Annotated in this window: 26 protein-coding genes; 7 read left to right on the forward strand and 19 right to left on the reverse strand. The window is 74.0% G+C overall.

Translation table 11 applies throughout. The features are described from left to right. Positions 1-148 precede the first annotated feature (148 nt). From D1J60_RS11875 to D1J60_RS11890, 4 genes are all read left to right on the forward strand, one after another. A complete protein-coding gene (locus D1J60_RS11875; protein WP_125821079.1) occupies positions 149-1225 on the forward strand; it encodes a M4 family metallopeptidase in 1077 nt (358 codons plus the stop codon). A 27-nt stretch (positions 1226-1252) separates the two neighbouring features. Further along, positions 1253-1525 (forward strand): protealysin inhibitor emfourin, encoded by a 273-nt coding sequence (locus tag D1J60_RS11880; protein ID WP_125594778.1) that lies wholly within the window; start codon positions 1253-1255, stop codon positions 1523-1525. A gap of 55 nt (positions 1526-1580) precedes the next feature. Continuing rightward, positions 1581-2390 carry a GNAT family N-acetyltransferase gene (locus D1J60_RS11885; RefSeq protein ID WP_125821080.1) on the forward strand — a complete coding sequence of 270 codons (810 nt, stop codon included), beginning with the start codon at positions 1581-1583 and terminating at the stop codon, positions 2388-2390. A gap of 121 nt (positions 2391-2511) precedes the next feature. Continuing rightward, positions 2512-3180, forward strand: a complete 669-nt coding sequence (locus D1J60_RS11890; protein ID WP_125821081.1) for a class I SAM-dependent methyltransferase — start codon at positions 2512-2514, stop codon at positions 3178-3180. Positions 3181-3198: 18 nt separating this feature from the next. Here D1J60_RS11890 and era read toward each other — a convergent pair whose 3' ends face one another. The 3 genes from era to D1J60_RS11905 all read right to left on the reverse strand — a co-directional run bounded on the left by era (position 3199) and on the right by D1J60_RS11905 (position 6995). Then, positions 3199-4140 (reverse strand): GTPase Era, encoded by a 942-nt coding sequence (era, locus tag D1J60_RS11895; protein WP_042800876.1) that lies wholly within the window; start codon positions 4138-4140, stop codon positions 3199-3201. Between the two features lie 411 nt (positions 4141-4551). Next, positions 4552-5235: a hypothetical protein gene (locus tag D1J60_RS11900; RefSeq protein ID WP_125821082.1), complete on the reverse strand. Its 684-nt coding sequence runs from the start codon at positions 5233-5235 to the stop codon at positions 4552-4554. Between the two features lie 731 nt (positions 5236-5966). Next, on the reverse strand, positions 5967-6995 hold the full coding sequence (locus tag D1J60_RS11905) for a helix-turn-helix domain-containing protein (protein ID WP_125821083.1): 1029 nt from the start codon (positions 6993-6995) through the stop codon (positions 5967-5969). Positions 6996-7066: 71 nt separating this feature from the next. Between D1J60_RS11905 and D1J60_RS11910 the strand changes: the two genes are divergently transcribed. After that, entirely contained in the window at positions 7067-8383 is a 1317-nt protein-coding gene (locus tag D1J60_RS11910; RefSeq protein WP_125821084.1) for an MFS transporter, read from the forward strand. Here the strand turns inward: D1J60_RS11910 and D1J60_RS11915 are convergent. From D1J60_RS11915 to hrcA, 13 genes are all read right to left on the reverse strand, one after another. After that, positions 8364-9392 (reverse strand): aminoglycoside phosphotransferase family protein, encoded by a 1029-nt coding sequence (locus D1J60_RS11915; RefSeq protein WP_125821085.1) that lies wholly within the window; start codon positions 9390-9392, stop codon positions 8364-8366. The two genes, D1J60_RS11910 and D1J60_RS11915, sit on opposite strands and share 20 nt — an antisense overlap. 103 nt (positions 9393-9495) lie before the next feature. Further along, complete coding sequence (locus D1J60_RS11920) at positions 9496-9861, reverse strand: cytidine deaminase (RefSeq protein ID WP_125821086.1); 366 nt, start codon at positions 9859-9861, stop codon at positions 9496-9498. 220 nt (positions 9862-10081) lie between these two features. Beyond that, on the reverse strand, positions 10082-10435 hold the full coding sequence (locus D1J60_RS11925) for an MmcQ/YjbR family DNA-binding protein (protein WP_125821087.1): 354 nt from the start codon (positions 10433-10435) through the stop codon (positions 10082-10084). Beyond that, positions 10432-11739 carry a hemolysin family protein gene (locus D1J60_RS11930; RefSeq protein WP_125821088.1) on the reverse strand — a complete coding sequence of 436 codons (1308 nt, stop codon included), beginning with the start codon at positions 11737-11739 and terminating at the stop codon, positions 10432-10434. Before D1J60_RS11930 ends, D1J60_RS11925 begins: the two co-directional genes overlap by 4 nt. Beyond that, positions 11736-12233 carry an rRNA maturation RNase YbeY gene (ybeY, locus tag D1J60_RS11935; RefSeq protein ID WP_125603535.1) on the reverse strand — a complete coding sequence of 166 codons (498 nt, stop codon included), beginning with the start codon at positions 12231-12233 and terminating at the stop codon, positions 11736-11738. The genes D1J60_RS11930 and ybeY overlap by 4 nt, the downstream gene beginning before the upstream one ends. A gap of 13 nt (positions 12234-12246) precedes the next feature. Beyond that, a complete protein-coding gene (locus D1J60_RS11940) occupies positions 12247-13284 on the reverse strand; it encodes a PhoH family protein (protein WP_125603536.1) in 1038 nt (345 codons plus the stop codon). A 122-nt stretch (positions 13285-13406) separates the two neighbouring features. Beyond that, positions 13407-14471 (reverse strand): PfkB family carbohydrate kinase, encoded by a 1065-nt coding sequence (locus tag D1J60_RS11945; protein WP_125823983.1) that lies wholly within the window; start codon positions 14469-14471, stop codon positions 13407-13409. A 146-nt stretch (positions 14472-14617) separates the two neighbouring features. Beyond that, positions 14618-15532, reverse strand: coding sequence for a ribonuclease Z (locus D1J60_RS11950; RefSeq protein ID WP_125594827.1), 915 nt, complete (start codon positions 15530-15532; stop codon positions 14618-14620). Between the two features lie 3 nt (positions 15533-15535). Then, complete coding sequence (locus D1J60_RS11955; protein ID WP_125594826.1) at positions 15536-15895, reverse strand: histidine triad nucleotide-binding protein; 360 nt, start codon at positions 15893-15895, stop codon at positions 15536-15538. Between the two features lie 428 nt (positions 15896-16323). Next, on the reverse strand, positions 16324-17070 hold the full coding sequence (locus D1J60_RS11960) for a 16S rRNA (uracil(1498)-N(3))-methyltransferase (protein WP_125594825.1): 747 nt from the start codon (positions 17068-17070) through the stop codon (positions 16324-16326). Next, positions 17067-18158 (reverse strand): nitronate monooxygenase, encoded by a 1092-nt coding sequence (locus tag D1J60_RS11965; protein ID WP_125821089.1) that lies wholly within the window; start codon positions 18156-18158, stop codon positions 17067-17069. Before D1J60_RS11965 ends, D1J60_RS11960 begins: the two co-directional genes overlap by 4 nt. 166 nt (positions 18159-18324) lie before the next feature. Continuing rightward, the gene (gene dnaJ / locus D1J60_RS11970) at positions 18325-19464 is read right to left on the reverse strand and encodes a molecular chaperone DnaJ (RefSeq protein ID WP_007263998.1); all 1140 of its coding nucleotides are present in this window, start codon (positions 19462-19464) and stop codon (positions 18325-18327) included. After that, on the reverse strand, positions 19465-20481 hold the full coding sequence (hrcA, locus tag D1J60_RS11975) for a heat-inducible transcriptional repressor HrcA (protein WP_125594823.1): 1017 nt from the start codon (positions 20479-20481) through the stop codon (positions 19465-19467). It abuts the gene before it with no gap. A 159-nt stretch (positions 20482-20640) separates the two neighbouring features. Here hrcA and D1J60_RS11980 point away from each other — a divergent pair, with 159 nt between their 5' ends. Continuing rightward, positions 20641-21372 carry an MBL fold metallo-hydrolase gene (locus D1J60_RS11980; protein WP_125821090.1) on the forward strand — a complete coding sequence of 244 codons (732 nt, stop codon included), beginning with the start codon at positions 20641-20643 and terminating at the stop codon, positions 21370-21372. 28 nt (positions 21373-21400) lie between these two features. Further along, the gene (locus tag D1J60_RS11985; protein WP_125821091.1) at positions 21401-22201 is read left to right on the forward strand and encodes a DUF3097 domain-containing protein; all 801 of its coding nucleotides are present in this window, start codon (positions 21401-21403) and stop codon (positions 22199-22201) included. A gap of 5 nt (positions 22202-22206) precedes the next feature. Here the strand turns inward: D1J60_RS11985 and D1J60_RS11990 are convergent, their stop codons facing one another. The 3 genes from D1J60_RS11990 to D1J60_RS12000 form a co-directional block, all read right to left on the reverse strand. After that, positions 22207-22737, reverse strand: a complete 531-nt coding sequence (locus D1J60_RS11990) for a Uma2 family endonuclease (protein ID WP_241253234.1) — start codon at positions 22735-22737, stop codon at positions 22207-22209. Between the two features lie 124 nt (positions 22738-22861). Then, positions 22862-24094, reverse strand: a complete 1233-nt coding sequence (gene hemW / locus D1J60_RS11995) for a radical SAM family heme chaperone HemW (RefSeq protein ID WP_125821092.1) — start codon at positions 24092-24094, stop codon at positions 22862-22864. A gap of 250 nt (positions 24095-24344) precedes the next feature. After that, positions 24345-26237, reverse strand: coding sequence for an AMP-dependent synthetase/ligase (locus D1J60_RS12000; RefSeq protein WP_125821093.1), 1893 nt, complete (start codon positions 26235-26237; stop codon positions 24345-24347). Positions 26238-26334 lie beyond the last annotated feature (97 nt).

Raw genomic sequence — 26334 nt, forward strand, 5'->3', positions numbered from 1 at the left:
CCCGATTTGCACCCTTTGTGAGTTACGACTCCTTCCGTGCGCCCGGTTCAGGGTGATCCGTCAACACGGCGCGTCAGGTTTGAGACAACCGAATGAATCATGGTCGCCGCTAGTGACAGCGTCATGACCCACTGCCACATTTCCGTGCATGGATGCCATCCTTTCCCCAGGCCACACCCCCCACCGCCCCGTCTTCTGCACCGTCGTGCCGCCGCACCTGCTCCGCAAGGCCGCCCAGTCCGCGGACAGCGCGCGGGCCGACGCCGCCCTGCGCACCCTCGAACACGACAGCGGCCTGCGCGAACGGCGCCAGGTCAACGCCCTCAGGGGGGTCGCCCCCTCCCTGGCCGACGCGCCCTCCGAAGGGCCCGCCCGGACGGTCTACGACGCCCAGCACCGCACCCGGCTGCCGGGGAAGAAGGTCCGCGCGGAAGGCTCCGAACCGGTCAAGGACGCCACCGCCAACCGTGCCTACGCCGGGCTCGGCGCGACCTACGAACTGTTCCTCAAGGCCTTCGGGCGCCATTCCATCGACGACTCCGGGCTGCCGCTGGACGCCACCGTCCACTACGGCCAGGACTACAACAACGCCTTCTGGGACGGCCGCCAGATGGTCTTCGGCGACGGCGACGGCGACCTCTTCCTCGACTTCACCGTGTCGGTGGACGTCATCGGGCACGAGCTGGCCCACGGCGTCACCCAGTACACGGCCAACCTCGATTACCACGGCCAGTCCGGGGCGCTCAACGAGTCCATGTCGGACGTCTTCGGCTCGCTGATCAAGCAGTACTCCCTGGACCAGACCGCCGACCAGGCGGACTGGCTGATCGGCGCCGGGCTGCTGGGGCCGAACGTCACCGGGGTCGCGCTGCGCTCCATGAAGGCGCCGGGCACCGCGTACGACGACGACGAGCTCGGCAAGGACCCGCAGCCCGCGACCATGGACGACTACGTCACCACCTCGCGCGACAACGGCGGCGTCCACATCAACTCCGGGATCCCCAACCACGCCTTCTACATCGTGGCCACCGAGCTGGGCGGCAAGGCCTGGGAGCGGGCCGGGCGGATCTGGTACGACACGCTGACCGGCGGACAGCTGGGCGAGAAGGCCACCTTCAAGGACTTCGCCCGGCTGTCGACGGCCGCCGCCGTCGCCCGCTACGGCGAGGGCGGCGCGGAGCACCAGGCCCTCCAGAAGGCCTGGTCGGCCGTCGGCCTGGCCTAGGCCGTCCCGCTCCGATAGAAGGGCACCATGCGGATCGAAGTGGTGCGGACGGGCGGTTTCGCGGGGATCGAGCGCCGGGCCGAGGTGGACACCTCGGGCCGGCCCGACGAGGAGGAGTGGCAGGCGCTGGCCCTGCTGGCGCTGCGCCCGGACCCCCGGGCCGCCCAGGGGCCGGGCGGGGTGCGGGACGGGTTCTCGTACCGGATCACGGTGGACGGGCGGACGGTGTCCTGCCAGGACCCCCACCTGTCGGACGCCCAGCGCAGCCTGGTCTCCCGGGTGCTCAAGGAGGGCGCGTAGGCACGGCCCGGGAAAGGGGATGCCCGGGTCGTGGTGGTCCTGCTTGGATGGCGGGATGACTGGAACGATCTTGAACGCCCTGGAGCAGTACTACGACACGGTCCCCCGCCGGGGCGGTGCGCGGGGCGAGGACTTCGGGCCGCTGACCCTGTTCGTGCAGGAGGGGGAGGGCTGGCAGTACTACGCGCGGCCCGCGCCCGGCGGCGCCGACGCGACCGCCGCCGACGTGCTCCGGGTGCTGGAGAGGCAGCGGGAGCTGAAGGTGCCGGAGGCCTTCGAATGGGTGGCCGAAACCACCCCCTCGCTGCGGGCCGCCGTGGAAGCCGCCGGGCTGCACGTCCACGCCCACCCGCTGATGACGCTGGACGCCGGCGCCGAGCCGCTCCCGCCGCATCCCGAGGTCCGGCTGCTCGGCGCCGACGACCCGCTGCTCCGGGCCGCCGTGACCGTACCGGCGCTGGCCTTCGGCGAGCCGGGCACGGCCCTGGGCACCGCGGGCCCGGCGGAACTGGCGGCGGCCGTGGCGGACCCGGGGGCCGAGGAGCGCCGGGCCCGCGTGTCGGCGATGCTCGCGGACGGGCGCACCGCGGTGGCCGCGGCCGTGCGCGACGGGCTGGTCCTCTGCTCCGGCCAGTACAACCCGGTCGGTGACGTCGCCGAGATCGTCGGCGTCGGCACCCTGCCCACCGCCCGGCGCCAGGGGCTCGCCCTCGGGGTGACGGCGGCACTGGTCGCCGAGGCCCGCGCCCGGGGCGCCCGTACGGTCTTCCTGTCGGCCGGGGACGAGGACGTGGCCCGGATCTACGCCCGCGCCGGGTTCCGGCGGGTGGGCACGGCCCTGATAGCGGAGCCGGCGGCCGGCTGAACGGGGAAGGAGTTGCCGGTTCGGCAACGGAAGTTGCCCGGGCGGCGGCACCGGCGCAGCATCGGCCGTACCGGCAGACCCTCCCCCGGCCACCACCGGGGGACCCCATGGAAGAGGCCCCGTGACCCAGCACCAGCACCACCAGCACCAGGACCAGGAGCAGCACCCCGACGGCGCGAGCGAGGGCTGGTGGGACGCCCGCTACCGCGAGAGCGACCGCATCTGGAGCGGCAGGGCCAACGAGGTCCTGGTCCGCGAGGCGTCCGGCCTCACCCCGGGCCGCGCCCTCGACCTCGGCTGCGGCGAGGGCGCCGACGCCGTGTGGCTGGCCCGGCAGGGCTGGCGGGTCACCGGCACCGACATCTCCGGGGTCGCCCTCGCGCGGGCGGCCGGGCACGCCGCCGAGGCGGGGCTCGGCGACCGCGTCGACTGGCAGCGGCACGACCTGGCCGAGTCGTTCCCCGACGGGCGGTTCGACCTGGTCTCCGCGTGCTTCCTGCACTCGTACGGGGACTTCCCGCGCGAGCGGATCCTGCGTACGGCCGCCTCCGCCGTGGCCCCCGGCGGGATCCTGCTGATCGCCGGCCACGCGGGCGGACCGTCCTGGGACCCGGACGCGCACGCCGACGTACGCTTCCCGACCCCGGACGAGGTGCTCGCGGACCTGGAGCTGCCGGAGGGCGCCTGGGAGGTGCTGGTCTCGGCCGAGCACGAACAGGCCCTGACGGCCCCCGACGGCCGGCCGGGGACCCGCAGGGACAACGCCCTGAAGCTGCGGCGCCTCGCCTGACGGCGGCCGGGGCGTCCCCTAGAAGCCGAGCTTGCGGAGCTGCTTGGGGTCGCGCTGCCAGTCCTTGGCGACCTTGACGTGCAGGTCGAGGAAGACCGGCGTGCCGAGCAGCGCCTCGATGTGCTTGCGCGACTTCATGCCGACCTCCTTCAGGCGCGAGCCCTTCGGGCCGATGATGATGCCCTTCTGGCTGGGGCGCTCGATGTAGACGTTGGCGTGGATGTCCAGCAGCGGCCGGTCCGCGGGCCGGTTCTCGCGCGGGATCATCTCCTCGACGACGACGGCGATGGAGTGCGGCAGCTCGTCGCGCACGCCCTCCAGCGCGGCCTCGCGGATCAGCTCCGCGACCATCACCATCTCGGGCTCGTCGGTGAGGTCGCCCTCCGGGTACAGCGGGGGGCTCTCGGGCAGCAGCGGCGCGATCAGGTCGGCCAGCAGCTGCACCTGGGTGTCGCCGACCGCCGAGACGGGGACGATCTCCGCCCACTCGATGCCGAGCTCGGCGCCGAGCTGGTGGATGGCGAGGAGCTGCTCGGCCAGCTGCTTGGACTCGACCAGGTCGGTCTTGGTGACGATGGCGATCTTGGGGGTCTTCTTGATCCCCGCGAGCTCCTTGGCGATGAACTTGTCGCCGGGGCCGAGCTTCTGGTCGGCGGGCAGGCAGAAGCCGATGACGTCGACCTCGGCCCAGGTGGTGCGCACGACGTCGTTGAGGCGCTCGCCGAGCAGCGTGCGCGGCTTGTGCAGGCCGGGGGTGTCGACCAGCACCAGCTGCGCGTCCGGGCGGTGCACGATGCCGCGGACGGTGTGGCGGGTGGTCTGCGGCCGGTTGGAGGTGATCGCGACCTTGGTGCCCACGAGCGCGTTGGTCAGGGTCGACTTGCCCGCGTTGGGGCGGCCGACGAAGCAGGCGAAGCCCGCGCGGTGCGGGGCGGTGGGCTCGGGGGAACGATCGCTCATACGGGCCATTCTCCCCGATGCGGCCCCCCGCGCCGACCAGGCTCCCGCGGAGGCGGGTGGGGCGCCGCCCGGCTCGGACCCACCGGGCCCCGAAGCCGCCGCCCGCTGCGCCGTCCCTGCGGGGCCGCGCGGGCCCCGGCCGCCGCCGACCGAGCCCGGTGGCCCGTGCCGTCGGCGGGTCCGCTGCGCGGGCCGAGTTCCCCTACCCGCCCTTCGCCCGTTCCCCGGGGCTGCGCCCCGGACCCCCTCCCGGGGGCTCCGCCCCCAGACCCCCGCGCCTCAAACGCCGGCGGGGCTGGATGCATCCAGCCCGCGCGGCGTTTGAGCGCAACGGGGTCAGGGGCAGCGCCCCTGGGAACGGGCGAAGGGCGGGTAGGGGGCCAGCCCCGCGCAGCGGTCCGGCGGCCCGCGTCAGGAAGGCAGCAGCGTCAGGGTGAGGAGCGCCCGGTAGGCGCCCGGCCGGGTGTACGCGGGGAGCGTGAGGGTGAGCACGGCGTCGACCGTGGCGGTCCCGGCCCCGCCCGTGGCCAGGACGGCCCCCTCCGGCCCCGCCGGCCCCGCGGGACCCGCGGCGCAGCCGCCCCGGCAGGACGGGGTCCAGGACGGCACGCCCCCGGGGGCGCCCGCCGTGAGCGTCGCCGTCAGCTTCCACCGCCCGCCGCCGGCCCGGGTGTCCGTGACCGTGACCGTGCCGATCCGCCCGGGGGCCGCGCCGCCGCCCCCGTACGCGACCGCCCCCAGGGTCACCGCCGCCCCCGCCTGGGTCAGCGTCAGCCCGCCCGGGGCGGGGGCGGAGACCGCGTAGGGCGCCGGGGCCGAGCCCCGTGGCGGCGACCAGGCCGGGCCCTCGTACGCCAGCACTCCCGTCGTGGCCCGGTCCGTGACGGGCAGCTCCACCGCGACGGCCCCGCGCGCGTCCGCGATGACCCGCGCCCGGTCGGCCGTCGGGGCGGCGGCCGCGCGGCCCTCCACGGTCACGGCCGCGCCGGGGGTGAAGCCGACGCCCGCGACGCGGACCCGCGCCCCGGGCTCGCCGCCGGCCGCGCCGAGGGTGACGCGGCGCAGGTTCATCAGCGGCGGCGGGCCGTCGGGCATCCCGCACGCCCCGCCCCCGTCCTCCCGCGCGGGGGAGGACCCTCCCGTCGACCCGGGGTCGCCGCCCCCTGGTTCGGAGGAAGCCCCGCCAAACGCCGGGGCCGCCACCCTGGTCGGGTCGCCGCCGCCCGGGGCCGCGCCGGGAGCGGACGCCCCGTTCGCGGTCTCCCGCTCGGGGGAAGCCCCGCCCGGGGTCGCGCCCCCGCCCGGCACCGGGGCCGGCACCGGGCCCGGGTCACCGCCGCTCGGCTCCACCCCACGGGCGGACGCCCCGCCCGCGACCCCGGAGCCGGACAAGGTCCCACCAGACGCCGGGGGCGTGACCGTAGCCGGGGCACCCCCGCCCGGCACCGGGGCCGGCACCCGGCCCGGGTCACCGCCGCTCGGCTCCACCCCACGGGCGGACGCCCCGCCCGCGACCCCGGAGCCGGACAAGGTCCCACCAGACGCCGGGGGCGTCACCGTGGATGGGGCACCGGCGCCCGGGGCGGAGGGGGCCTCGGGGGGCGGCGGGAGCGGTGCCGCGGCGGGCCTCGGCTTCGTGGTGGGGGCCGACGACGGGCAGTGCCCCGGCCGTGGCTCCTCCTCGGCCGCCGCCGGGGTGCCCAGCGCGGCCGCCGCGAGCACCGCCGTACCCACGGCCGCCGACCACCTCCTGCTGCGCGCGCGTGTCCGCACCTGCCCGCCCCCTCCCCGACCGGGGGCCATTCACGGGCGGGCGGCGGGAGAAGTCAATGCACGGACCCCGCACCGACTGATGGCCCATCAGAAGACGGCACGGTCTCCGTCGCCCGGAAGGTGCGCCGGTAGGCCGTCGGGCTGACCCCCAGCGCCGCCTGCACGTGCTTGCGCAGTGACTGCGCCGTCCCGAAGCCCGCCTGCCGGGCCACCGCCTCGACCGGCAGCTCCGTCCGCTCCAGCAGTTGCCGGGCCCGCTCCACCCGCTGCCCGGTGATCCACTCCCCCGGGCTCACCCCGCACTCCTCGCGGAACCGGCGCGTGAAGGTCCGTACCGACATGGACTCCTGCCGGGCGAGGTCGCTCAGCCGCAGGGGCTCGTGCAGCCGGTCCAGCACCCAGGCCCGCGCGGCCGTGGTGCTGGCCTGCTGCGGCCCGGGCACGGGCCGCCGGACGAACTGGGCCTGCCCGCCCTCGCGGTGCGGCGGTACGACGGTCCTGCGGGCGGTGTCGTTGGCGACGGCGGCGCCGTGGTCGCGGCGCACGATGTGCAGGCACAGGTCGATGCCGGCGGCGACCCCGGCGGAGGTCAGCACGTCCCCGTCGTCGGTGTAGAGCACGTCGGCGTCGACCCGCACGGCCGGGAACATCCGCTGGAAGTGCTCGGCGTGGGCCCAGTGGGTGGTGGCCCGGCGGCCGTCGAGGTACCCGGCGGCGGCCAGGACGTAGCCGCCCGTGCAGATGGACACCATCCGGGTGCCGGGCCGGACGTGGGCGAGGGCCGCCGCCAGGCCGTCGGTCAGCCGGCCCTCGGAGTGCACCGGGCCCAGCTCGTGCGAGGCGGGGACCACGACGGTGTCGGCCGTCGCGAGCAGCTCGGGGCCGTGCTCGACGTACACCGTGAAGTCGGCGTCGGTGGGGACCGGGCCCGGGGCGAGGCCGCAGGTGAGGATCTCGTACAGGTGCCGCTCTTCGGGGTCCTTGGCCCGGCCGAAGATCCGGTGCGGGATGCCGAGTTCGAAGGGCAGCAGCCCGGCGAGGGCGAGGACGACGACGCGGTGCGGCTTCTCGACGGTGGCCATGGCCCGATCGTAGCGAAGCATGACAGTCAGGCCACTGGTCGCGCAGGGGCCCCGGGCCGGAAGCTGTCGGCGTGACCCAGACAGCCCCCGCCTCCCCCGCCTCCTCCACCACCGCCGCCCGCGCCCCGCGCGAGCCCGGCCGCGTCCACCGGGCCTGGTTCGCCGCCGCCGTGGCCTTCGTGACGATCATCGGCGCGGCCGCCTTCGCCTCCCTCCCCGGGCTGCTCATCGAGCCGCTGCACGCCGAGTTCGACTGGTCGCGCGGCACGATCGGCTTCGCGGTCTCCGTCAACCTGGCGCTCTACGGGCTGACCGCGCCCTTCGCCGCCGCGCTGATGGACCGTTTCGGCATCCGCAAGGTCGTCGCCGTGGCCCTGACCGTGATCGCGGGCGGCTCGCTGGCCACGGTGTGGATGACGGCCGCCTGGCAGCTGGTGCTGTTCTGGGGCGTGCTGGTGGGCCTGGGCAGCGGCTCGATGGCACTGGCCTTCGCGGCGACGGTGACCAACCGCTGGTTCACCGCCCGGCGCGGCCTGGTCACCGGCATCCTGACCGCGGCCGGCGCCTCCGGCCAGCTGATCTTCCTGCCGCTGCTGTCCTGGCTGGTGGAGAACCACGGCTGGCGCCCGGCCTCGGTCACGGTGGCGCTGGCGGCCCTCGCCGTCGTCCCCTTCGTCTGGCTGCTGCTGCGCGACCACCCGGCCGACGTCGGCCTCGCCCCGTACGGAGGTGCGTACGAGCCCAAGCCCGCGCCCGTGCCGGGTGCGGCCCGCCGGGCCGTGGGCGTGCTCTTCCGGGCGGCCCGCACCGGCCCGTTCTGGCTGCTGGCGGGCACCTTCGCGATCTGCGGGGCCTCGACCAACGGACTGGTGCGCACCCACTTCACCCCGGCGGCGCACGACCACGGCATGCCGGTGACGGCCGCCGCCGGACTGCTCGCGGTGATCGGCGTGTTCGACGTGCTCGGCACCATCGCCTCCGGCTGGTTCACCGACCGCTTCGAGGCGCGCCGGCTGCTGGCCGTGTACTACGCCCTGCGCGGGGTGTCCCTGATGTTCCTGCCGGTGCTGCTGGCGCCCAGCGTGCACCCGCCGATGGTGTTCTTCATCGTCTTCTACGGCCTGGACTGGGTCGCCACCGTCCCGCCGACCATCGCCCTGTGCCGCGAGCACTACGGGCAGGACAGCGCGGTCGTCTTCGGCTGGGTCCTGGCCTCGCACCAGGTGGGCGCGGCCCTGGTGGCCTTCCTCGGCGGGGTCGCCCGTGACGCCTTCGGCTCGTACGACCTGGTCTGGTACGCGGCGGGCGGGCTGTGCGCGGTGGCGGCGCTGATGGCGATGGTCATCCGCCGCCGGGTGCCGGAGCCGGCTACAGCGGCGGCCGGTTGAGCAGTTCGCGCAGCCAGCGGGCGCGGTCGGCGTCGCCGGTGTCCCCGGCGGCTCCGCCGTCCGCTTCGCGGGGGCCCGCGGGGAAGAAGCGGCCCCAGGCACTGACCCGGCCGATGGCCGCGAGCCGCCAGGCCAGCCGGGCCGCGCGGCGCAGCTCGCCGGGGGTGCGCCCGGCTCCGGTCCACGGCTCCAGGTAGGCGTCGCGCAGCCGGGGCAGCACGTCGGGCCCGTACCGCCGGGCCGCGGCCCGGCCGGGGACCAGCAGGCTGCAGAAGGGGTGGGTGACGCGGGCGTCGCCCCAGTCGAAGAAGGTGTACCGGCCGGGTTCCGGGGTGAAGACCTGCGCGTCGTGGAGGTCGCAGTGGTCGAGGGTGTCACCGATGCCGGCCCCCGCGAGTTCCGCGCACCAGTCGGCGAAGCGGGGCCGCAGCGCGTGCAGGGCCCGGCGGTCGGTGTCGTCCAGGGCGGTGTTCTCCTCGGCCATCCGGTCGAGGATCCCGGGCAGTGCGGCGGTCCGCGCGCCGGGGACGCCGAGCGCCTCGATCTCGGGGGTGTGCGGGAGGAGGGAGCGCTGGAGTTCGGCGTACCGGCCGAGCACCGCCTCCCAGGCGCGGGGTCCGCCGCCCCGGCGGTCCTCGTCCAGGGTCTGCCGCAGGAGCGGGCCGCCGTCCGGCAGCAGGGCCCAGCCCCGGGCGGCGTCGACGGCCAGGGGCCGCAGCACGCTGCCGGGGACCCAGTCGGCCAGGGCCCGGGTGAGCCCGGCCTCGAAGGCGCCGGCGGGCGGGTTGGCCTTGAACCAGACGGGCCCGCTCCCGCCGACGGAGAACCGGAGCAGTACGGACCACGGCCGCAGCCGGACCTCCCTGGGACCGTTCTCGGCCAGTCCGTGCGCGGCCAGGGCGTCGGCGGCCCAGCGGAGCGCCTCCGCGCGCCAGTCGGGCCGGTCCCAGGGGGTCACGGCCCGGGGGAAGTCCCCGCGGTCCGCGGTCTCGCGCGCGTCGGGCTGCATCGGCCCATCACACCACCGCGCCGGCGGGCGCCGCCATCGGATTCCAGCCCGCCCGGCGGCCCTGCCGGGCCGTCGCCCGCCGCGGACCGCCGGAGGGCTCGGCTCAGGCTCCGGCCGGGGTGGTGGACTTCAGGGTGCCGTCGGGGGCGGCGAGGAGGACCGGGGTGTCGGGGCCGCCCAGGTCGCGGACGGCCGCGCGGTCGGCGTCGGCGGGGGCGTCGGCCGCGCTGACGACGGCGGCGGCCTCCAGGGAGGTCGCGCCGCTGGCGACGGCCATGGCGACGGCCGTCTGGAGGGCGCTCAGCCTGAGGGAGTCGAGCTCCACGGTGCCGGCGACGTACGTGCGGCCGGTCTCGTCCCGTACGGCCGCCCCTTCCGGGACTCCGTTGCGGGCCCGCGCGCTGCGTGCCAGCGTGATGATCTTGCTGTCCTCGGGGTCGATCCCGTTGCCCACGGTGCTCTCGCTCATAGGCGAAAGCATAGGGAGCGCCCCGGTGCGGTCGTGCGACGACCCCGCCGGGGCGCTCACTCGCGCTCCCCGCCCCCCGCCGTTCCCCCGTGGAGCAGGACAAACCTAAGCGAAAGGTAAGGGACTCCTGGGTTCCAAAGGTCCCGTCCCCACATGACCTTCGACCCTCTTCCGTGCGGCGGCGGCACGCCCCGGCCGCACCGCCGCGCCGCACCCGTCGTCACGCCCGGTCGAGCTTCAGCCGCTCCGCCCGCGGCAGCCCCGCCACGACCAGGTCGTACGAGTCCTCCACCAGCTCCCGCACCAGCGCGTCCGGAAGGCCGCCCACCGTCACGGTGTTCCAGTGCCGCTTGTTCATGTGCCAGCCCGGCACGATCGCCTCGTGCTCGGCCCGCAGCCGCACGGCCGCCTCCGGCTCGCACTTGAGGTTCACCTTCAGCGGTTCGGCGTCCAGCGCGGTGAGGGCGAACATCCTGCCCAGCACCTTGAACACCGAGGTCTGCGGGGTGAAGGGGAACTCCTCCACCGCCGCGTTGAAGCCCAGGCAGAACGCGCGCAGCTCCGCGGGGGTCATTCCCCCTCCTCCCCTTCGGCCGCCGCCCCGGCGACCGGCTCCACCAGCACCGTCACGATCTTGTTCCGGCGTCCCGCCGGGGACTCCGCCGTCAGCCGCAGCGGCCGCCCGTCGGGCAGGTCCACCACCGCCGAGGCGCCCGCGATCGGGACCCGGCCCAGCGCCTTGGCCAGCAGCCCGCCGACCGTCTCCACGTCCTCGTCGTCGAAGGCCTCCACCCCGAACAGCTCGCCGAGGTCGGTGATGTCGAGCCGCGCGGTGACCCGGTAGCGGTCCTTGCCCAGCTCCTCGACGGGCGGGATCTCCCGGTCGTACTCGTCGGTGATCTCGCCGACGATCTCCTCCAGGATGTCCTCGATGGTGACGATGCCGGCCGTGCCGCCGTACTCGTCGATGACGACGGCCACGTGGTTGCGCACCGACTGCATCTCGCGCAGCAGGTCCCCGGCGTTCTTGGTGTCGGGGACGAAGACCGCCGGCCGCATCACCGTCGAGACCAGGTCGGCCTCCGCCTCCCGGTTGATGTGCGTACGGCGGACGAGGTCCTTCAGGTACACCATGCCGACGATGTCGTCCTCGTTCTCCCCGGTGACCGGGATCCGCGAGAAGCCGGACCGCAGCGCGAGCGTCGTCGCCTGCCGGATCGTCTTGTAGCGCTCGATGCAGACCAGGTCGGTGCGCGGCACCATCACCTCGCGCACGAGGGTGTCCCCCAGCTCGAAGACCTGGTGCACCATCCGGCGCTCGTCGTCCTCGATCAGGGATTCCTTCTCCGCGAGGTCCACCATCGCGCGCAGCTCGGCCTCGGAGGCGAAGGGTCCCTTGCGGAAGCCCTTGCCGGGCGTGAGCGCGTTGCCGATCAGGATCAGCAGCTGCGGGACCGGCCCCATCACCCGGGCCAGCGGTACGAGGACGTACGCGGCCGCCGTCGCGGTGTTCAGCGGGTGCTGGCGGCCGATGGTGCGGGGGGAGACGCCCACCGCCACGAACGACACCAGCACCATCACGCCGATGGCGGTGAGCAGCGCCGTCCAGTTCTCGCCGAACGCGTCGAGGCAGACGTACGTGACGAGCACGCCGGCCGCCATCTCGCAGGTCACCCGCACCAGCAGGGCCACGTTGACGTACCGGGTGGGGTCGGCGGCGACCTGGGCGAGCTTGGCGCTCCCGCGCCGGCCCTCCCGTACGGCCTGCTCGGCGCGGAAGCTGGAGACGCGGGCGATCCCGGACTCGGCGCAGGCCGCGAACCAGGCCACCACGGTCAGCAGGACCGCCCCGGTGATCAGCTGGGCGGCGCCGGTCACGAGACGGTGGGGGCCGGGGAGGGGCCCGTGAGGCCGCGCTCGGCGCGCCAGCCGTCGACGATGGCCGCCTGGAGGCCGAACATCTCGGCCTTCTCGTCCGGCTCCTCGTGGTCGTAGCCGAGCAGGTGCAGCACCCCGTGGACGGTCAGGAGCTGGAGCTCCTCGTCCATGGAGTGCCGCGTCGGCGCCTCGTCGCCCTGCTTCTTGGCCACCTCGGGGCAGAGCACGATGTCACCGAGGAGCCCCTGCGGGGGCTCCTCGTCGTCCTTCGCCGGCGGACGGAGCTCGTCCATCGGGAAGGACATGACGTCGGTCGGTCCGGGGAGGTCCATCCACTGGATGTGGAGCTGCTCCATGGCGTCCTCGTCGATGACGATGACGGAGAGCTCGGACAGCGGGTGGATCCTCATCCGGGTGAGCGCGTAGCGGGCGATGTCGAGGATCGCCTGCTCGTCGACCTCGGTTCCGGACTCGTTGTTGACGTCGATCGACATGGTGCGCTGGGTTCTACTTCCGCTGGTGGCCGTTCGGGGCCGGGTGGGCATCGTCGTACTTGGCGTACGCGTCGACGATACGGCCGACCAGCTTGTGCCGGACCACATCCTCGGACGTGAGCCTCGAGAAGTGGATGTCCGGCACCCCGTCGAGGATCTCCTGGACCTGGCGCAGACCGCTCTTGGCGCCGCCCGGGAGGTCGACCTGGGTGACGTCACCGGTGACGACGATCTTCGAGTCGAAGCCGAGCCTCGTCAGGAACATCTTCATCTGCTCGACGGTGGTGTTCTGCGCCTCGTCCAGGACGACGAAGGCGTCGTTGAGCGTCCGGCCGCGCATGTACGCCAGCGGCGCCACCTCGATCGTGCCCGCCGCCATCAGGCGCGGGATCGAGTCGGGGTCGATCATGTCGTGCAGGGCGTCGTAGAGCGGCCGCAGGTACGGGTCGATCTTGTCGAAGAGCGTGCCCGGCAGGAAGCCGAGCCGCTCGCCCGCCTCGACGGCGGGGCGGGTCAGGATGATCCGGCTGACCTGCTTGGACTGGAGCGCCTGGACGGCCTTCGCCATGGCGAGGTAGGTCTTGCCGGTGCCGGCGGGGCCGATGCCGAAGACGATCGTGTTCTTGTCGATCGCGTCGACGTACCGCTTCTGGTTGAGGGTCTTGGGGCGGATGGTGCGGCCGCGGCTGGAGAGGATGTTCTGGGTGAGCACCTCGGCCGGGGTCTCCGTGTCACCGCCACCGCTGCCGTTCGCCTTGAGCATGGCGATCGAGCGTTCCACTGCGTCCTCCGTCATCGGCTGCCCGGTGCGGAGCACCAGCATCATCTCGTCGAACAGGCGCTGGATCAGGGCGACTTCCGCCGCCGCTCCGATCGCGCTGACCTGATTGCCCCGAACATGGATGTCGGCCTTCGGGAAAGCCTTTTCGATCACGCGCAGCAGGGCGTCGCCCGAGCCGAGCACGGTCACCATCGGGTGCGTCGCCGGGACCGTGAAATGGGCTCGCGCCTGGCCCTGCGCCGGGGTGTGGGCTGTCGGTGTCTGAGTCATGGGCCGGCACTGTGGCCTGCGCATACCTCCCACTGAGGGGCCGATCCCATCGCCGGCCTCCGGAGTACCAAGGGTACGTCCACGCAGGGTCGCGCCCGAGGGGTTTTCCGGGCGGGCCGGGCCTAGACGGGGTGGCGGAAGCCGATGGTGGGGACCGCGCGGCGGCGCGGGCAGGGGGCGGCGCCGGGCGGGACCAGGGCGTCCAGGAAGGCGTAGCGGCCGCGGAGGGCGTCGGGGGCCGTGCGCCACCAGTGGGCCACCTCGGGCCAGCCCGGGGCGGAGAGGGAGCCGCCGAACTCCTGCACCGACAGGGCGGCGGTCAGCCCGGCGAAGGCCAGCCGGTCGGCGAGCGGCCACCCCGCGAGGCTGCCGGTGACGAACCCGGCCACGAACACGTCCCCGGCCCCGGTGGGGTCCAGGGCGTCCACCGTGATCGCGGGGACCTCCGCGGTCTCCCCGGTGCGGCCGTCGACCGCGTACGAGCCCTCCGAGCCCATGGTCACCACCGCGACCGGGACCTTCTCCGCGAGGGCCCGGGCCGCGGCGCGCGGACACTCGGTCCGCGTGTAGCGCATCGCCTCCCCCGCGTTGGGCAGGAACGCCTCGCAGTGCTCGAGGTCGGCCAGGGCCCCCAGGTCCCACCGCCCGGTCTCGTCCCAGCCGACGTCCGCGAAGATCCGCGAGCCCCGGCGGGCCGCCTCGGAGATCCAGTCCGCGCCCTGTCCGGCGCCGAGGGAGGCCACCGCGGCCCGGGCCTTCGGGGGGCACCAGGGGAAGGGGCCGGGGCCCGCCGGGGGCGGCGCCTCGTGGCCGTGGGAGACCATCGTGCGCTCGCCCTCGTACGCCATGGAGACGGTGACGGGGCTGTGCCAGCCGGGGATGGTGTGCGACATGGACAGGTCGATGCCCTCGCCCTGCTCCAGGGCGTCCCAGCAGTACTCGCCGTAGTGGTCGTCGCCGAAGGCGGCGGCCAGCGAGGTGCGCAGGCCCAGGCGGGCGAGGGCGGTGGCCATGTTGGCGACGCCGCCGGGGCTGGACCCCATGCCGCGCGCCCAGGACTCCGTACCGCGCACGGGCGCGGAGTCCAGGCCGGTGAAGATGATGTCGAGGAAGACCGTGCCGGTCAGGAACACGTCGCAGCCGGGCTCGTGAGGGTCGCGCACCGGGCGGAGCGGGTCGAGGGTGATGCGGCTGTCCCGACTGGTCACGGCGTACTCCCCGTTGGTGTGTCGTTTCTGCGTACGGTCCGGAAAGCTGCCAGCCCTGCCCGGGCCCGACCGGACCAAACCCCAGTGTGACGCACCTCACTGGACGCGGTGCGCCCACGGAGCCCCTAGCGCTTCGGCAGTGCCACCCGCCCCAGGTCCGCGGCGACCGTCAGCTCGCCCTCGAACCCCGCCGCCCGGGCCTGGCGTTCGAACTCCGACGGGTCCGCGTACCGCTGCGAGAAGTGCGTCAGCACGAGGTGCCGCACCCCGGCGTCCCGCGCCACCCGGGCCGCCTGTCCGGCGGTGAGGTGGCCGTGGTCCTCGGCCAGCCGGACGTCCGCGTCGAGGAAGGTCGACTCGATGACCAGCATGTCGCAGCCCTCCGCCAGCGCGTCCACGCCCTCGCAGAGCCGCGTGTCCATGACGAAGGCGAACCGCTGACCCGGCCGGTGCTCACTGACGGCCTCCAGCGTGACCTCGCCCTCCGGCCGCTCCAGCCGCCCCTCGCGCTGGAGCCGGCCCACGTCCGGCCCCTTGACCCCGTACCGCGCGAGCAGTGCGGGGACCATCCGGCGCCCGTCCGGCTCGGTCACCCGGTAGCCGAAGGACTCCACCGGGTGCGAGAGCCGCCGCGCCTCCAGGACGTACGAGGGCCCGCTCGCGAGCACCCCGTCGGCGGCCACCGGCTCCTCCCGCAGCGCCACGGTCTCCCGGTAGGCGGTGGCGTACCGCAGCCGGTCGAAGAACCTCTGCCCCGAGGCCGGGTAGTGCGCCGTCACGGGGTGCGGGACCTGGTCGAGGTTGATCCGCTGGATCACCCCGGCCAGGCCCAGGCTGTGGTCACCGTGGAAGTGCGTGACGCAGATCCGGTTGATGTCGTGCGCCGCGACGCCGGCCCGCAGCATCTGCCGCTGCGTGCCCTCGCCTGGGTCGAAGAGGATGCCCTCGCCGTCCCAGCGCAGCAGGTAGCCGTTGTGGTTGCGGTGCCGGGTGGGAACCTGGCTGGCGGTGCCGAGGACCACGAACTCGCGTACGGACACGACTTATCCGGGCGGCCACTGGAGGCCGCGGCCGCCCAGGACGTGCAGGTGGGCGTGGAAGACGGTCTGGCCCGCGCCGGCCCCGGTGTTGAACACGACCCGGTAGCCCTGGTCGGCGACCTCCTCCGCCGCGGCGATCTCCCCGGCCTCACGCAGTATGTCGGCGATCACCGTCGGCTCGGCGGCGGCGAGGGAGGCCGCGTCCGGGTAGTGCACCTTGGGGATGACGAGCACGTGGGTCGGCGCCTGCGGGTTGATGTCCCGGAAGGCGAGGGTCGTCTCCGTCTCGCGGACGAGCGTCGCCGGGACGGACCCCGCGACGATCTTGCAGAACAGGCAGTCCGCCTGCGGTTCCCCGGCCATTGCTGCGCCTCCCGTGACGTTGATCGGTCCGGGCATGCTATCGGCCCCGCGGCGCGGGCTCCCGCCGCCCTGGCCGGGCACGACCGGCTCCCGACCGCCCCGCCCGGCCGGGACCCGGCGCCGCTGCGCGGGGCTGGGTCCCCTACCCGCCCTTCGCCCGTTCCCCGGGGCTGCGCCCCGGCCCCCCTGGGGGCTCCGCCCCCAGACCCCCGCGCCTCAAACGCCGGCGGGGCTATATGTAGCCCCGCCGGCGTTTGAGGCGCGGGTCCGGGCAGAGCCCGGGGAACGGTGGAAGGGCGGGTAGGGGACCTCGCCCCGCGCAGCGGCACCCCCCGCGCCGGCCCCGCAGCGCAACGCCCCGCAGCTCAACGCCCCGCACCGGCAACCGCCCGGCCAAAGCAGAGGCCCGGCCAGGGCAGGGGCGATCGTTACGACCAGCGGCCCGTGCGGGCCAGGAGGACGGCCGCCGCAGCCGTGCCCGCGGTGGACGTGCGCAGCACCGACCGCCCCAGCCGGTACGGCCTGGCGCCGGCCTCCGCGAAGACGGCCAGTTCCTCCGGCGAGACCCCGCCCTCGGGGCCGACCACCAGCACCACCGACCCCTTCTCCGGCAGCGGAGCCGTCGCCAGCGCCTGCGACGGGGTGTCACGGTCCTCGTGCAGCACCACCGCCAGATCGGCCTGCGCCAGCAGCGCGGCCACCTGCTTCGTGGACATCGCCTCGGCCACCTCCGGGAACCGGACCCGGCGCGACTGCTTGCCCGACTCCCGCGCCGTGGAACGCCACTTGGCCAGGGACTTCGCCCCCCGGTCGCCGCGCCACTGCGTGATGCACCGCGAGGCCTGCCACGGCACGATCACGTCGACGCCGGTCTCCGTCATCGTCTCGACCGCCACCTCGCCCCGGTCGCCCTTCGGCAGCGCCTGCACCACCGTGATCCGGACGTCGGGCTCCGGCTCCTCCAGCACGGCCTCCAGGTCCGTGACCACCAGCCGGTCCTTGCCCTCGGCCGCCTTGACCACGCCCTGCGCCCACCGGCCGCGCCCGTCCGTGAGGACCACGTCCTCGCCCGGGCCCAGCCGCTTCACGGACACCGCGTGCCGCCCCTCGGGGCCGTCCAGCACGAACTCCGGCCCCGCCGGAACCTCTTCGACCACGAACACGGGGGCCGTCATGACGTTCTCCTCATCTGCAATGCGTTCAACGCGTTCTGCGCCCCGGCCAGTTCGGCCGCCAGCACCTCCACCAGCTCCCCGGCCGGCAGCGCCCGTGCCAGCCGGTGCCCCTGGCCCGCCCACAGGGACATGCCCTGCGGGTCCCCGGCCGCCGCGGCCGCCTTGCGCAGCCCCGCGGTCATGTGGTGGACCTGGGGGTAGGCGGCCGGCGCGTACGGCCCGTGCTCCCGCACGAAGCGGTTGACCAGGCCCCGCGCGGGCCGGCCCGTGAAGGCCCGGGTCAGTTCCGTGTGCGGGAACATCAGGTCGGTCAGGGCCTTCTTGTGCATCGGGTGCGCGCCCGACTCCGGGCAGGCCAGGAAGGCCGTGCCGAGCTGCGCCGAGTCCGCCCCGGCCGCCAGCACCGCCGCGATCTGCGCGCCGCGCATCAGGCCGCCCGCCGCGGTGATGGGCAGGGCCACGGCCTCCCGTACCTGGGCGACCAGCGCGAGCAGTCCGACGCCGGCCGTGCCGTCGGTCTCCGGGTCGTCGCGGTGGGTGCCCTGGTGGCCGCCCGCCTCGACGCCCTGGACACAGACGGCGTCGGCGCCCGCCGCCTGTGCGGAGCGGGCCTCCTCGACGGAGGTGACGGTGACGACGGTACGGGTGCCGGCCCCGCGCAGGCGGGCGAGGACGTCGGGGGCGGGCGTGCCGAAGGTGAAGGAGACCTCCGGGACGGGGTCCTCCAGCAGGATGGCCAGCTTCGCCTCGTAGCCGTCGTCGCAGTTGCCGACGGTGTCCTCGGCGGCGAGCGAGACCTCGTACCAGCCGGCCTCGCCGGCCAGCTGCCCGCGGTAGGTCTCGACGGCGGCCGGGTCGACGTAGCCGGTCTGCGGCATGAAGATGTTCACGCCGAAGGGCCGCCGGGTGAGGCCGCGCGTCTGCTTGATCTCCTGGTACATGCCGTCGGCGGTCTTGTATCCGCCGGCCAGGTAGCCGAGTCCGCCGGCCTCGCACACGGCGGCGACGAGCGGCGGGCACGAGACGCCGCCCGCCATGGGACCCTGCACGATCGGGTACCGGGGGAGGCCGTTCGGTGCGGAGGACATGCACCGCATCGTGCCACGTCCCGGCCACCGGGCCGAACCGTCGCATTCGCCTGGCATAGTCCGCTTCCCCGGTGTGTCCGGGAATCGCCCCGCGCGGTGTCCGGGAAGCACGGAGCCCGGCCCGGGATTCCCCGGACCGGGCTCGTACGACGTGCCGCCGCCCGCGTCAGCGGCCGTTGAACGCGTCCTTCAGGCGGCTGAACAGGCCCTGCTGGCCGGGGGCGAACTGGCCCATCGGCCGCTCCTCGCCGCGCAGCTTCGCGAGCTGGCGCAGCAGCTCCTCCTGCTGGGCGTCCAGCTTGCCGGGGGTGGTGACCTCGACGTGGACGATCAGGTCGCCGCGGCCGCCGCCGCGCAGGTGGGTGACGCCCCGCCCGTGCAGCGGGATGGCCTGGCCGGACTGGGTGCCGGGCCGGATGTCGATCTCCTCCATGCCGTCCAGCGTCTCCAGCGGGCACTTGGTGCCCAGGGCCGCGGCCGTCATGGGGATGGTGACCGTGCAGTGCAGGTCGTCCCCGCGCCGCTGGAAGGTCGGGTGCGGCAGCTCGTGGATCTCCACGTAGAGGTCGCCGGCGGGGCCGCCGCCGGGGCCGACCTCGCCCTCGCCCGCGAGCTGGATCCGGGTGCCGTTCTCGACACCGGCGGGGATCTTGACGGTGAGGCTGCGGCGGGAGCGGACCCGGCCGTCGCCCGCGCACTCGGGGCACGGGGTCGGGACCACGGTGCCGAAGCCCTGGCACTGCGGGCAGGGGCGCGAGGTCATGACCTGGCCCAGGAAGGACCGGGTGACCTGGGAGACCTCGCCGCGGCCGCGGCACATGTCACAGGTCTGCGCCGAGGTGCCGGGGGCGGCGCCCTCGCCGGAGCAGGTGCCGCAGACGACGGCGGTGTCGACCTGGATGTCCTTGGTCGTGCCGAAGGCGGCCTCGTCCAGTTCCAGGTCCAGGCGGATCATGGCGTCCTGGCCGCGGCGGGTCCGCGAGCGCGGGCCGCGCTGCGAGGCCTGGCCGAAGAAGGCGTCCATGATGTCGGAGAAGTTGCCGAAGCCGCCCGCTCCGAAGCCGCCCGCGCCGCCACCGCCGCCCGAGGAGGACAGCGGGTCGCCGCCGAGGTCGTAGACCTGCTTCTTCTGCGGGTCCGAGAGGACCTCGTAGGCCGCGTTGATCTCCTTGAAGCGCTCCTGCGTCTTCGGGTCCGGGTTCACGTCCGGGTGGAGTTCACGGGCGAGGCGGCGGAAGGCCTTCTTGATCTCGTCCTGCGATGCGTCGCGGCGCACGCCGAGTACGGCGTAGTAGTCCGTGGCCACTTACGACTCCGCCAGGATCTGTCCGACGTAACGTGCCACTGCGCGTACCGCTCCCATCGTTCCGGGGTAGTCCATGCGGGTCGGTCCGACCACGCCGAGTTTGGCGACTGCTTCGCCGCCCGAACCGTAGCCGACGGACACGACCGACGTGGAGTTGAGTCCCTCGTAGGCGTTCTCGTGACCGATTCTTACGGCCATTCCCGACTCACCGGCCTCGCCCAGCAGCTTCAGGAGCACGACGTGCTCCTCCAGCGCCTCCAGCACGGGCCTGATGGTCAAGGGAAAGTCATGTCCGAAGCGGGTGAGGTTGGCGGTGCCGCCGATCATCAGCCGCTCCTCCGCCTCCTCCGCCAGCGTTTCGAGGAGGGTCGCGAGGACGGCCTTGACGGTCGCCCGGTCGTCGATCTCGAACGACTCCGGAAGGTCCTGCACCAGCTGCGGCACGTCCGTGAAGCGGCGGCCGACGACCCTGCTGTTCAGACGCGCCCGCAGGTCGGCGAGGGAGTTCTCGCCGAAGGGGGTCTGGGTGTCGACGAGGCGCTGCTCGACGCGGCCGGTGTCGGTGATGAGCACGAGCATCAGCCGGGCCGGGGCCAGCGACAGCAGCTCGACGTGCCGCACGGTGGAGCGGGTCAGCGACGGGTACTGGACGACGGCGACCTGCCGGGTGAGCTGCGCGAGCAGCCGTACCGTGCGGCCGACCACGTCGTCGAGGTCGACGGCGCCGTCGAGGAAGTTCTGGATGGCCCGGCGCTCCGGCGTCGACAGCGGCTTGACGCCGGCCAGCCTGTCGACGAAGAGGCGGTAGCCCTTGTCCGTGGGGATGCGGCCGGCGCTGGTGTGGGGCTGCGCGATGTAGCCCTCCTCCTCCAGCACGGCCATGTCGTTGCGCACGGTGGCGGGCGAGACGCCCAGTTTGTGCCGCTCGGTGAGGGCCTTGGAGCCGACGGGCTCCTCCGTCCCGACGTAGTCCTGGACGATGGCACGCAGCACCTCGAGTCTGCGTTCGCTGAGCATCGCGCACACCTCCGGATGCGGTCGGTCGTCGGTCAGGCCGTCGGGGCCGGTCCTGGCTTGTTGGCACTCTGCGCGTGTGAGTGCCAGAGATCCCCCGGTCAGTGTACGGCCGGGTAGTACGCCGCAGGCAAGGGCGGCCCGCCAGGGTAGCGTCACCGCATGGACGTACGTTGGGAAGAGGCGGGCTGGGAAAGGGTCACCGGACGGGTCGGCCGGAGACGGCTGCCGGTGTGGGACTGCACCGTGGGACTGGTGGTGGGGGACGAGTCGGTGCTGCTGATCGACCCGGGATCGTCCGTGCGCGAGGGCGCGCAGGTGCGGGCCGAGGCGGAGCGGCTGACGGGCCGGCGCGTGACCCATATCGCATTCACCCACGGACATTTCGACCACGTGCTGGGCGGCGGAGCCTTCGCCGGTGCCGAGTTCTTCGGGGCGGTGGGCCTGGAGCGGCTGCTGTCGGCGCCGACGGGCCGCGAGGAGGTGCGGACGAGCGCGGTCCGGATGGGTCTGGCGGAGGCGGAGGCCACCGAGGCGGCGGACCTGCTCCAGGCGCCCCGGCACCTGGTGTCGGGCGAGTGGACGCTGGAGCTCGGCGGGGTACGGGTGCTGCTGGCGAACCTGGGGCCCGCTCACTCCGAGCACGACCTGGCCGTCTTCGTGCCGGGCGAGCGGGAGGCGGTGTTCTGCGGGGACCTGGTCGAGGAGTCGGGCGAGCCCCAGGCCGGCTCGGACGCGGTGCCGGGCCAGTGGCCGGCCGCACTGGACCGGCTGCTGTCGCTGGGCGGAGACGACGCGGTGTACGTGCCGGGTCACGGAGCGCTGGTGGACGCGGAGTTCGTGCGTGCGCAACGCGACACACTGGCGGCCAGGTTCGGCGTGTCGGGGGCCTGAGGGCGCCGGCTCTCCTAGTGTCGGCCGGATGCGTGAGTACTCCCCCGACCTGACCCCGCAGTGGAAGCGCTCCAAGCCCGTGCCGGAGGTGCCGGCGGACCCGGACCTGGTGGTCGAGGTGGCGGGTACGGACTTCTGCGGCGCGGTGGTGGCCTGCGAGGCGGGCACGGTGACCCTGGAGGACCGCTTCGGCAAGCGCCGGGTGTTCCCGCTGGAGCCGCGCGGCTTCCTGCTGGACGGCGCGGTGGTGACCCTGACCCGCCCCGCGCGGGGCCCCGCCGCGCCGGCCCGTACGGCTTCGGGCTCGATCGCCGTCCCGGGGGCGCGGGCGCGGGTGGCGCGGGCGGGGCGGATCTACGTGGAGGGGCGGCACGACGCCGAGCTGGTCGAGCGGGTCTGGGGCGACGACCTGCGCATCGAGGGCGTGGTGGTGGAGTACCTGGAGGGCGTCGACGACCTGGCGGCGGTGGTCGCCGACTTCGCCCCCGGCCCGGACGCCCGTCTCGGCGTCCTGGTCGACCATCTGGTGCCGGGCTCGAAGGAGTCCCGGATCGCGGCCTCGGTGACGGGCCCGGACGTGCTGGTGGTGGGCCACCCGTACGTGGACGTCTGGCAGGCGGTGAAGCCGTCGGCGCTGGGCATCCGGGCCTGGCCGGAGGTGCCGCGGGGGCAGGACTGGAAGACGGGCGTGTGCAGGGCGCTGGGCTGGCCGGAGAACACCGGGGCCGCCTGGCAGCACATCCTGTCCCGTGTGACGTCCTACCGGGACCTGGAGCCGACGCTGCTGGGGCGGGTGGAGGAGCTGATCGACTTCGTCACCGCTCCCTGACCGGGCTACGACAGGGTGCCGAACTCGGTGGTGTCGAGCGTGACGCCGAGGACGTCGAGCGGGACCGGATCACCGAACTTGCCGGTCCACTCGTTCCGGTAGTCGGCCTCTTCTCCGGCACCGAAGGGTTCGGTGAGCACCACGCACTTGGCCTGGAAGGGGTCGATGATCAGGTAGGCGGGGATCCTCCCGCCCGCGTAGATGGAGCGCTTGGTCACGTAGTCGCGCAACTTGCTGGTCTTGGAGACGACCTCGACCACCATCGTCAGCACCCCTGCGGGCAGCAGACGGCCCGACTCGGGCGCAGCCTCGATGGGGAGGACCACGAGATCCGGCTGCGGCTCGGACGATTCCGCCGGGATGTCCACGTCCTGTGTCTGGAGCGGATACCAGCGATCCATGGGGATCTGCCGCTGCACGAACATGACGATCAGGTTGTGGACCACGTCCGGCCCCGCCATCATCACGATTTCCCCCCTGAGGAGCTCGACCTTGATCCCCTCGGGAGCCTCGAAGCTCTCGAAGTACTCGGTCATCCGGCGATCATCCACAGCGGTCATCTCCGTGCCCTCCACTTCTGCCGCCGGGGTTGCGACAGAAGGCTACGAACAGGCTAGGCCGCACCCGCCCGTATTCGCAGCGATTCACTCCGGGGAGTGATCAGTCCACCAGGTCCCGCACCACCGCGTCCGCCAGCAGTCGCCCGCGCAGGGTCAGGACCGCCCGTCCGGCCTCGTACGGGGCCGGCTCCAGCAGGCCGTCGGCCAGGGCGCGGCGGGAGGCCGCCAGGCCCGCGGGGGCCAGCAGGGACAGCGGGACGCCGTCGACCAAGCGGAGCTCCAGCAGGATCCGCTCCACGCGGCGGTCCTCCGCCGACAGCAGCTCGCGGCCCGCGCCCGGGGAGCGGCCCTCCGCGAGGGCGGCCGCGTAGGCGCCGGGGTGCTTCACGTTCCACCAGCGGACCCCGCCCACGTGGGAGTGGGCGCCGGGGCCCGCGCCCCACCAGTCGGCGCCGCGCCAGTACAGCTCGTTGTGCAGGCAGCGGCCGGCCTCGGTGGTGGCCCAGTTCGACACCTCGTACCAGGAGTAGCCGGCCCGCTCCATGATCTCGTCGGCGATCAGGTACCGGTCGGCGTGGACGTCGTCGTCGGTCATCGGGACCTCGCCGCGGCGGATCCGGCGGGCCAGCTGGGTGCCCTCCTCGACGATCAGGGCGTACGCGCTGACGTGGTCGGGCCCGGCGCCGAGCGCGGCCTCCAGGGAGGCCCGCCAGTCGTCGTCGGACTCGCCAGGGGTGCCGTAGATCAGGTCGAGGTTGACGTGTTCGAAGCCAGCCGCGCGCGCTTCGGCGACGCAGGCCTCGGGGCGGCCGGGGGTGTGGGTGCGGTCGAGGACCTTCAGGACGTGCTGCTTCGCGCTCTGCATGCCGAAGGAGATCCGGTTGAAGCCGCCCGCGCGCAGCTCGGCGAGGTACTCGGGGTCCACGGACTCCGGATTGGCCTCGGTGGTGACCTCGGCGTCCTCGGCGAGCCCGAACTCGTCGCGGATCGCCGCGAGCATGCGTACGAGGTCTCCGGCGGGCAGCAGCGTGGGCGTGCCGCCGCCGACGAAGACGGTCCGCACGGGGCGCGGGTCGTCGCCGAGCACCTTGCGGGCGAGGCGGACCTCGTCGATCAGGGTGTCGGCGTAGTTCTCGCGGGAGGCGAGGACGCCGCCGGTGCCGCGCAGCTCGGTGGCGGTGTAGGTGTTGAAGTCGCAGTACCCGCAGCGGGTGGCGCAGTACGGGACGTGCAGGTAGAACCCGAGCGGCCGCTCCGCGGCGCCCTCCAGGGCGTGCGACGGCAGCGAGCCGTCTTCGGGCATGGGGTCACCGTCGGGCAGTGCGGAAGGCATGCCGCCATTGTCCCGCACCGCCCCATGGTCGTTTACGCCTCGCCGGACGCGGGCGCGGGGCGGCGCGTGGCCGCGTACGGCGAACGGCGGTCGGGACCGGGCCCCCGGCCCCGACCGCGCCGCCGTCCCCGACCGCGCGGGCAGGACCCGACCGCGCCGCCGCGCACGGCCCGCACCCGTCCCGGGCACCGGCGCGCGGGGTGCGCGGGGCGGCCGCACCGCCCCGCCCCGTCCGGCCCGCCGCCAGGCGTCAGGCTTCCCGGGAGCCCTCGTACATCTCCTCGATGAGGTGCTTGAACTCACGCTCGACGGCCGGCCGCTTCAGCTTGAGGCTGGGGGTGAGGTCGCCGTGCTCGACGTCGAGGTCGCGCGGCAGGATCCGGAACTTCTTGATCGTCTGCCAGCGCTGGAGGCCCTCGTTGAGGGTCTGGACGTAGGTCTCGACCAGCCGGTTGGTCTCGGCCGCGGCGAGGACCTGGGCGTACGTCCTGCCCTCCAGGCCGTTCTCGGCGGCCCAGCCGAGGATGGCGGGCTCGTCGAGGGCGATCAGGGCGGAGCAGAAGTTCCGGTCGGCGCCGTGGACGACGATGGTCGACACGTACGGGCAGATCGCCTTGAACTGGCCCTCGATCTCGGCCGGGGCGACGTACTTGCCGCCGGAGGTCTTGATCAGGTCCTTCTTGCGGTCGGTGATGCGCAGGTAGCCGTCCGGGGAGAGTTCGCCGATGTCGCCGGTGTGCAGCCAGCCGTCGCTCTCGAGGACCTCGGAGGTCTTCTCGGGCTGGCCGTGGTAGCCCTGCATGATGCCGGGGCCGCGCAGCATGACCTCGCCGTCGTCGGCGATGCGGACCTCGGTGCCGGGGAGCGGCTTGCCGACCGTGCCGGTGCGGTAGGCCTCGCCGGGGTTGACGAAGGAGGCGGCGCTGGACTCGGTGAGGCCGTAGCCCTCCAGGATGTGGATGCCGGCGCCGGAGAAGAAGTAGCCGATCTCGGGGGCCAGGGCGGAGGCGCCGGAGACGGCGGCGCGCAGGCGGCCGCCGAAGGCCTCGCGGAGCTTGGAGTAGACGAGCGCGTCGGCGACCTTGTGCTTGGCGGTGAGCGCGAGGGGGGCGGTGGCCCGGCCGGTGCGGCGGTAGTTGTCCTGGGTGACCTTGGCGTACTCGCGGGCGACGCCCACGGACCACTGGAAGATCTTGTACTTGGCCCCGCCGCCGGCCCGGGCCTTGGCGGCGACGCCGTTGTAGACCTTCTCGAAGATGCGCGGGACGGCCGCCATGTAGGTGGGCTGGACGACCGGCAGGTTCTCGATGATCTTGTCGATGCGGCCGTCGACGGCGGTGACGTGGCCGACCTCGATCTGGCCGGAGGTGAGGACCTTGCCGAAGACGTGGGCGAGCGGCAGCCACAGGTACTGGACGTCGTCCGAGTTGATCATCCCGGTGGCCACGGTGGCCTTGGCCATGTACGACCAGTTGTCGTGCGGCAGGCGCACGCCCTTGGGGCGGCCGGTGGTGCCGGAGGTGTAGATCAGGGTGGCGAGCTGGTCGGGGGTGATGGCCGCGATCCGGTCCTTGACCGCCGCGGGGTGCTTGGCGAGGTACTCGTTGCCGCGCTCCTCCAGCTCGGCGAGGGAGAGCACCCAGCCCTCCGGGTCGCCCTCGGCGGGGACGGCGTCGGCGGCTTCCAGGACGACGACGTGGGCGAGGTCGGGAAGGTCGGCGCGGCGCTCGCGGGCCTTGGCCAGCTGCTTGGCGTCCTCGGCGATCAGGACCCGGCTCTCGGAGTCCGAGAGGATGAAGGAGGACTCCTCGGCATTGGTGCTGGGGTAGATCGTGGTCACCGCGCCGCCCGCGCACATGACGCCGAGGTCGCAGAGGATCCACTCGACGCGGGTGTTGGAGGCGAGCGCGACGCGCTGCTCGGAGTGCAGCCCGAGGGAGATCAGTCCGGCGGCGATGGCGAAGACCCGGTCGGCGGCCTGCCCCCAGCTGAGCGACTTCCAGTCGTCGGGACCACCCTCTCGGCCGGCCGCGGCCACGGGGAAGCGGTAGGCCTCCGCGTTCGGCGTGGCGGCGACGCGGTCAAGGAAGAGGGCCGCCACGGTGGGCGGACGGTTCTCGATCAAGGTCTGTGTGTCGCTCACGGACGTCCTCCGGACCACGCGGCAGGGCCTGCTCGGGCATGACTAGGGCATGACTACGGGCTTGTAACTGGCGAGTAACCAATGCTCAGAGTAGGGG

Source organism: Streptomyces sp. W1SF4, assembly GCF_003950035.1.
In the GTDB taxonomy this organism is placed as follows: Bacteria; Actinomycetota; Actinomycetes; order Streptomycetales; family Streptomycetaceae; genus Streptomyces; species Streptomyces racemochromogenes.

Coding starts and splice junctions, on each gene's coding strand:
- D1J60_RS11885 (WP_125821080.1), top strand. CDS start 1,581: ATGACTGGAACGATCTTGAACGCCCTGGAGCAGTACTACGACACGGTC.
- D1J60_RS11875 (WP_125821079.1), top strand. CDS start 149: ATGGATGCCATCCTTTCCCCAGGCCACACCCCCCACCGCCCCGTCTTC.
- ybeY (WP_125603535.1), bottom strand. CDS start 12,233: ATGTCGATCGACGTCAACAACGAGTCCGGAACCGAGGTCGACGAGCAG.
- D1J60_RS11960 (WP_125594825.1), bottom strand. CDS start 17,070: ATGACGGCCCCCGTGTTCGTGGTCGAAGAGGTTCCGGCGGGGCCGGAG.
- D1J60_RS11925 (WP_125821087.1), bottom strand. CDS start 10,435: ATGACCCCCGCGGAGCTGCGCGCGTTCTGCCTGGGCTTCAACGCGGCG.
- hemW (WP_125821092.1), bottom strand. CDS start 24,094: ATGCCTTCCGCACTGCCCGACGGTGACCCCATGCCCGAAGACGGCTCG.
- D1J60_RS11955 (WP_125594826.1), bottom strand. CDS start 15,895: ATGGCCGGGGAACCGCAGGCGGACTGCCTGTTCTGCAAGATCGTCGCG.
- D1J60_RS11985 (WP_125821091.1), top strand. CDS start 21,401: ATGCGTGAGTACTCCCCCGACCTGACCCCGCAGTGGAAGCGCTCCAAG.
- D1J60_RS11900 (WP_125821082.1), bottom strand. CDS start 5,235: ATGCCCGACGGCCCGCCGCCGCTGATGAACCTGCGCCGCGTCACCCTC.
- era (WP_042800876.1), bottom strand. CDS start 4,140: ATGAGCGATCGTTCCCCCGAGCCCACCGCCCCGCACCGCGCGGGCTTC.
- D1J60_RS11905 (WP_125821083.1), bottom strand. CDS start 6,995: ATGGCCACCGTCGAGAAGCCGCACCGCGTCGTCGTCCTCGCCCTCGCC.
- D1J60_RS11980 (WP_125821090.1), top strand. CDS start 20,641: ATGGACGTACGTTGGGAAGAGGCGGGCTGGGAAAGGGTCACCGGACGG.
- D1J60_RS11915 (WP_125821085.1), bottom strand. CDS start 9,392: ATGCAGCCCGACGCGCGCGAGACCGCGGACCGCGGGGACTTCCCCCGG.
- D1J60_RS11880 (WP_125594778.1), top strand. CDS start 1,253: ATGCGGATCGAAGTGGTGCGGACGGGCGGTTTCGCGGGGATCGAGCGC.
- D1J60_RS11990 (WP_241253234.1), bottom strand. CDS start 22,737: ATGACCGAGTACTTCGAGAGCTTCGAGGCTCCCGAGGGGATCAAGGTC.
- D1J60_RS11920 (WP_125821086.1), bottom strand. CDS start 9,861: ATGAGCGAGAGCACCGTGGGCAACGGGATCGACCCCGAGGACAGCAAG.
- D1J60_RS11940 (WP_125603536.1), bottom strand. CDS start 13,284: ATGACTCAGACACCGACAGCCCACACCCCGGCGCAGGGCCAGGCGCGA.
- D1J60_RS11965 (WP_125821089.1), bottom strand. CDS start 18,158: ATGTCCTCCGCACCGAACGGCCTCCCCCGGTACCCGATCGTGCAGGGT.
- hrcA (WP_125594823.1), bottom strand. CDS start 20,481: ATGCTCAGCGAACGCAGACTCGAGGTGCTGCGTGCCATCGTCCAGGAC.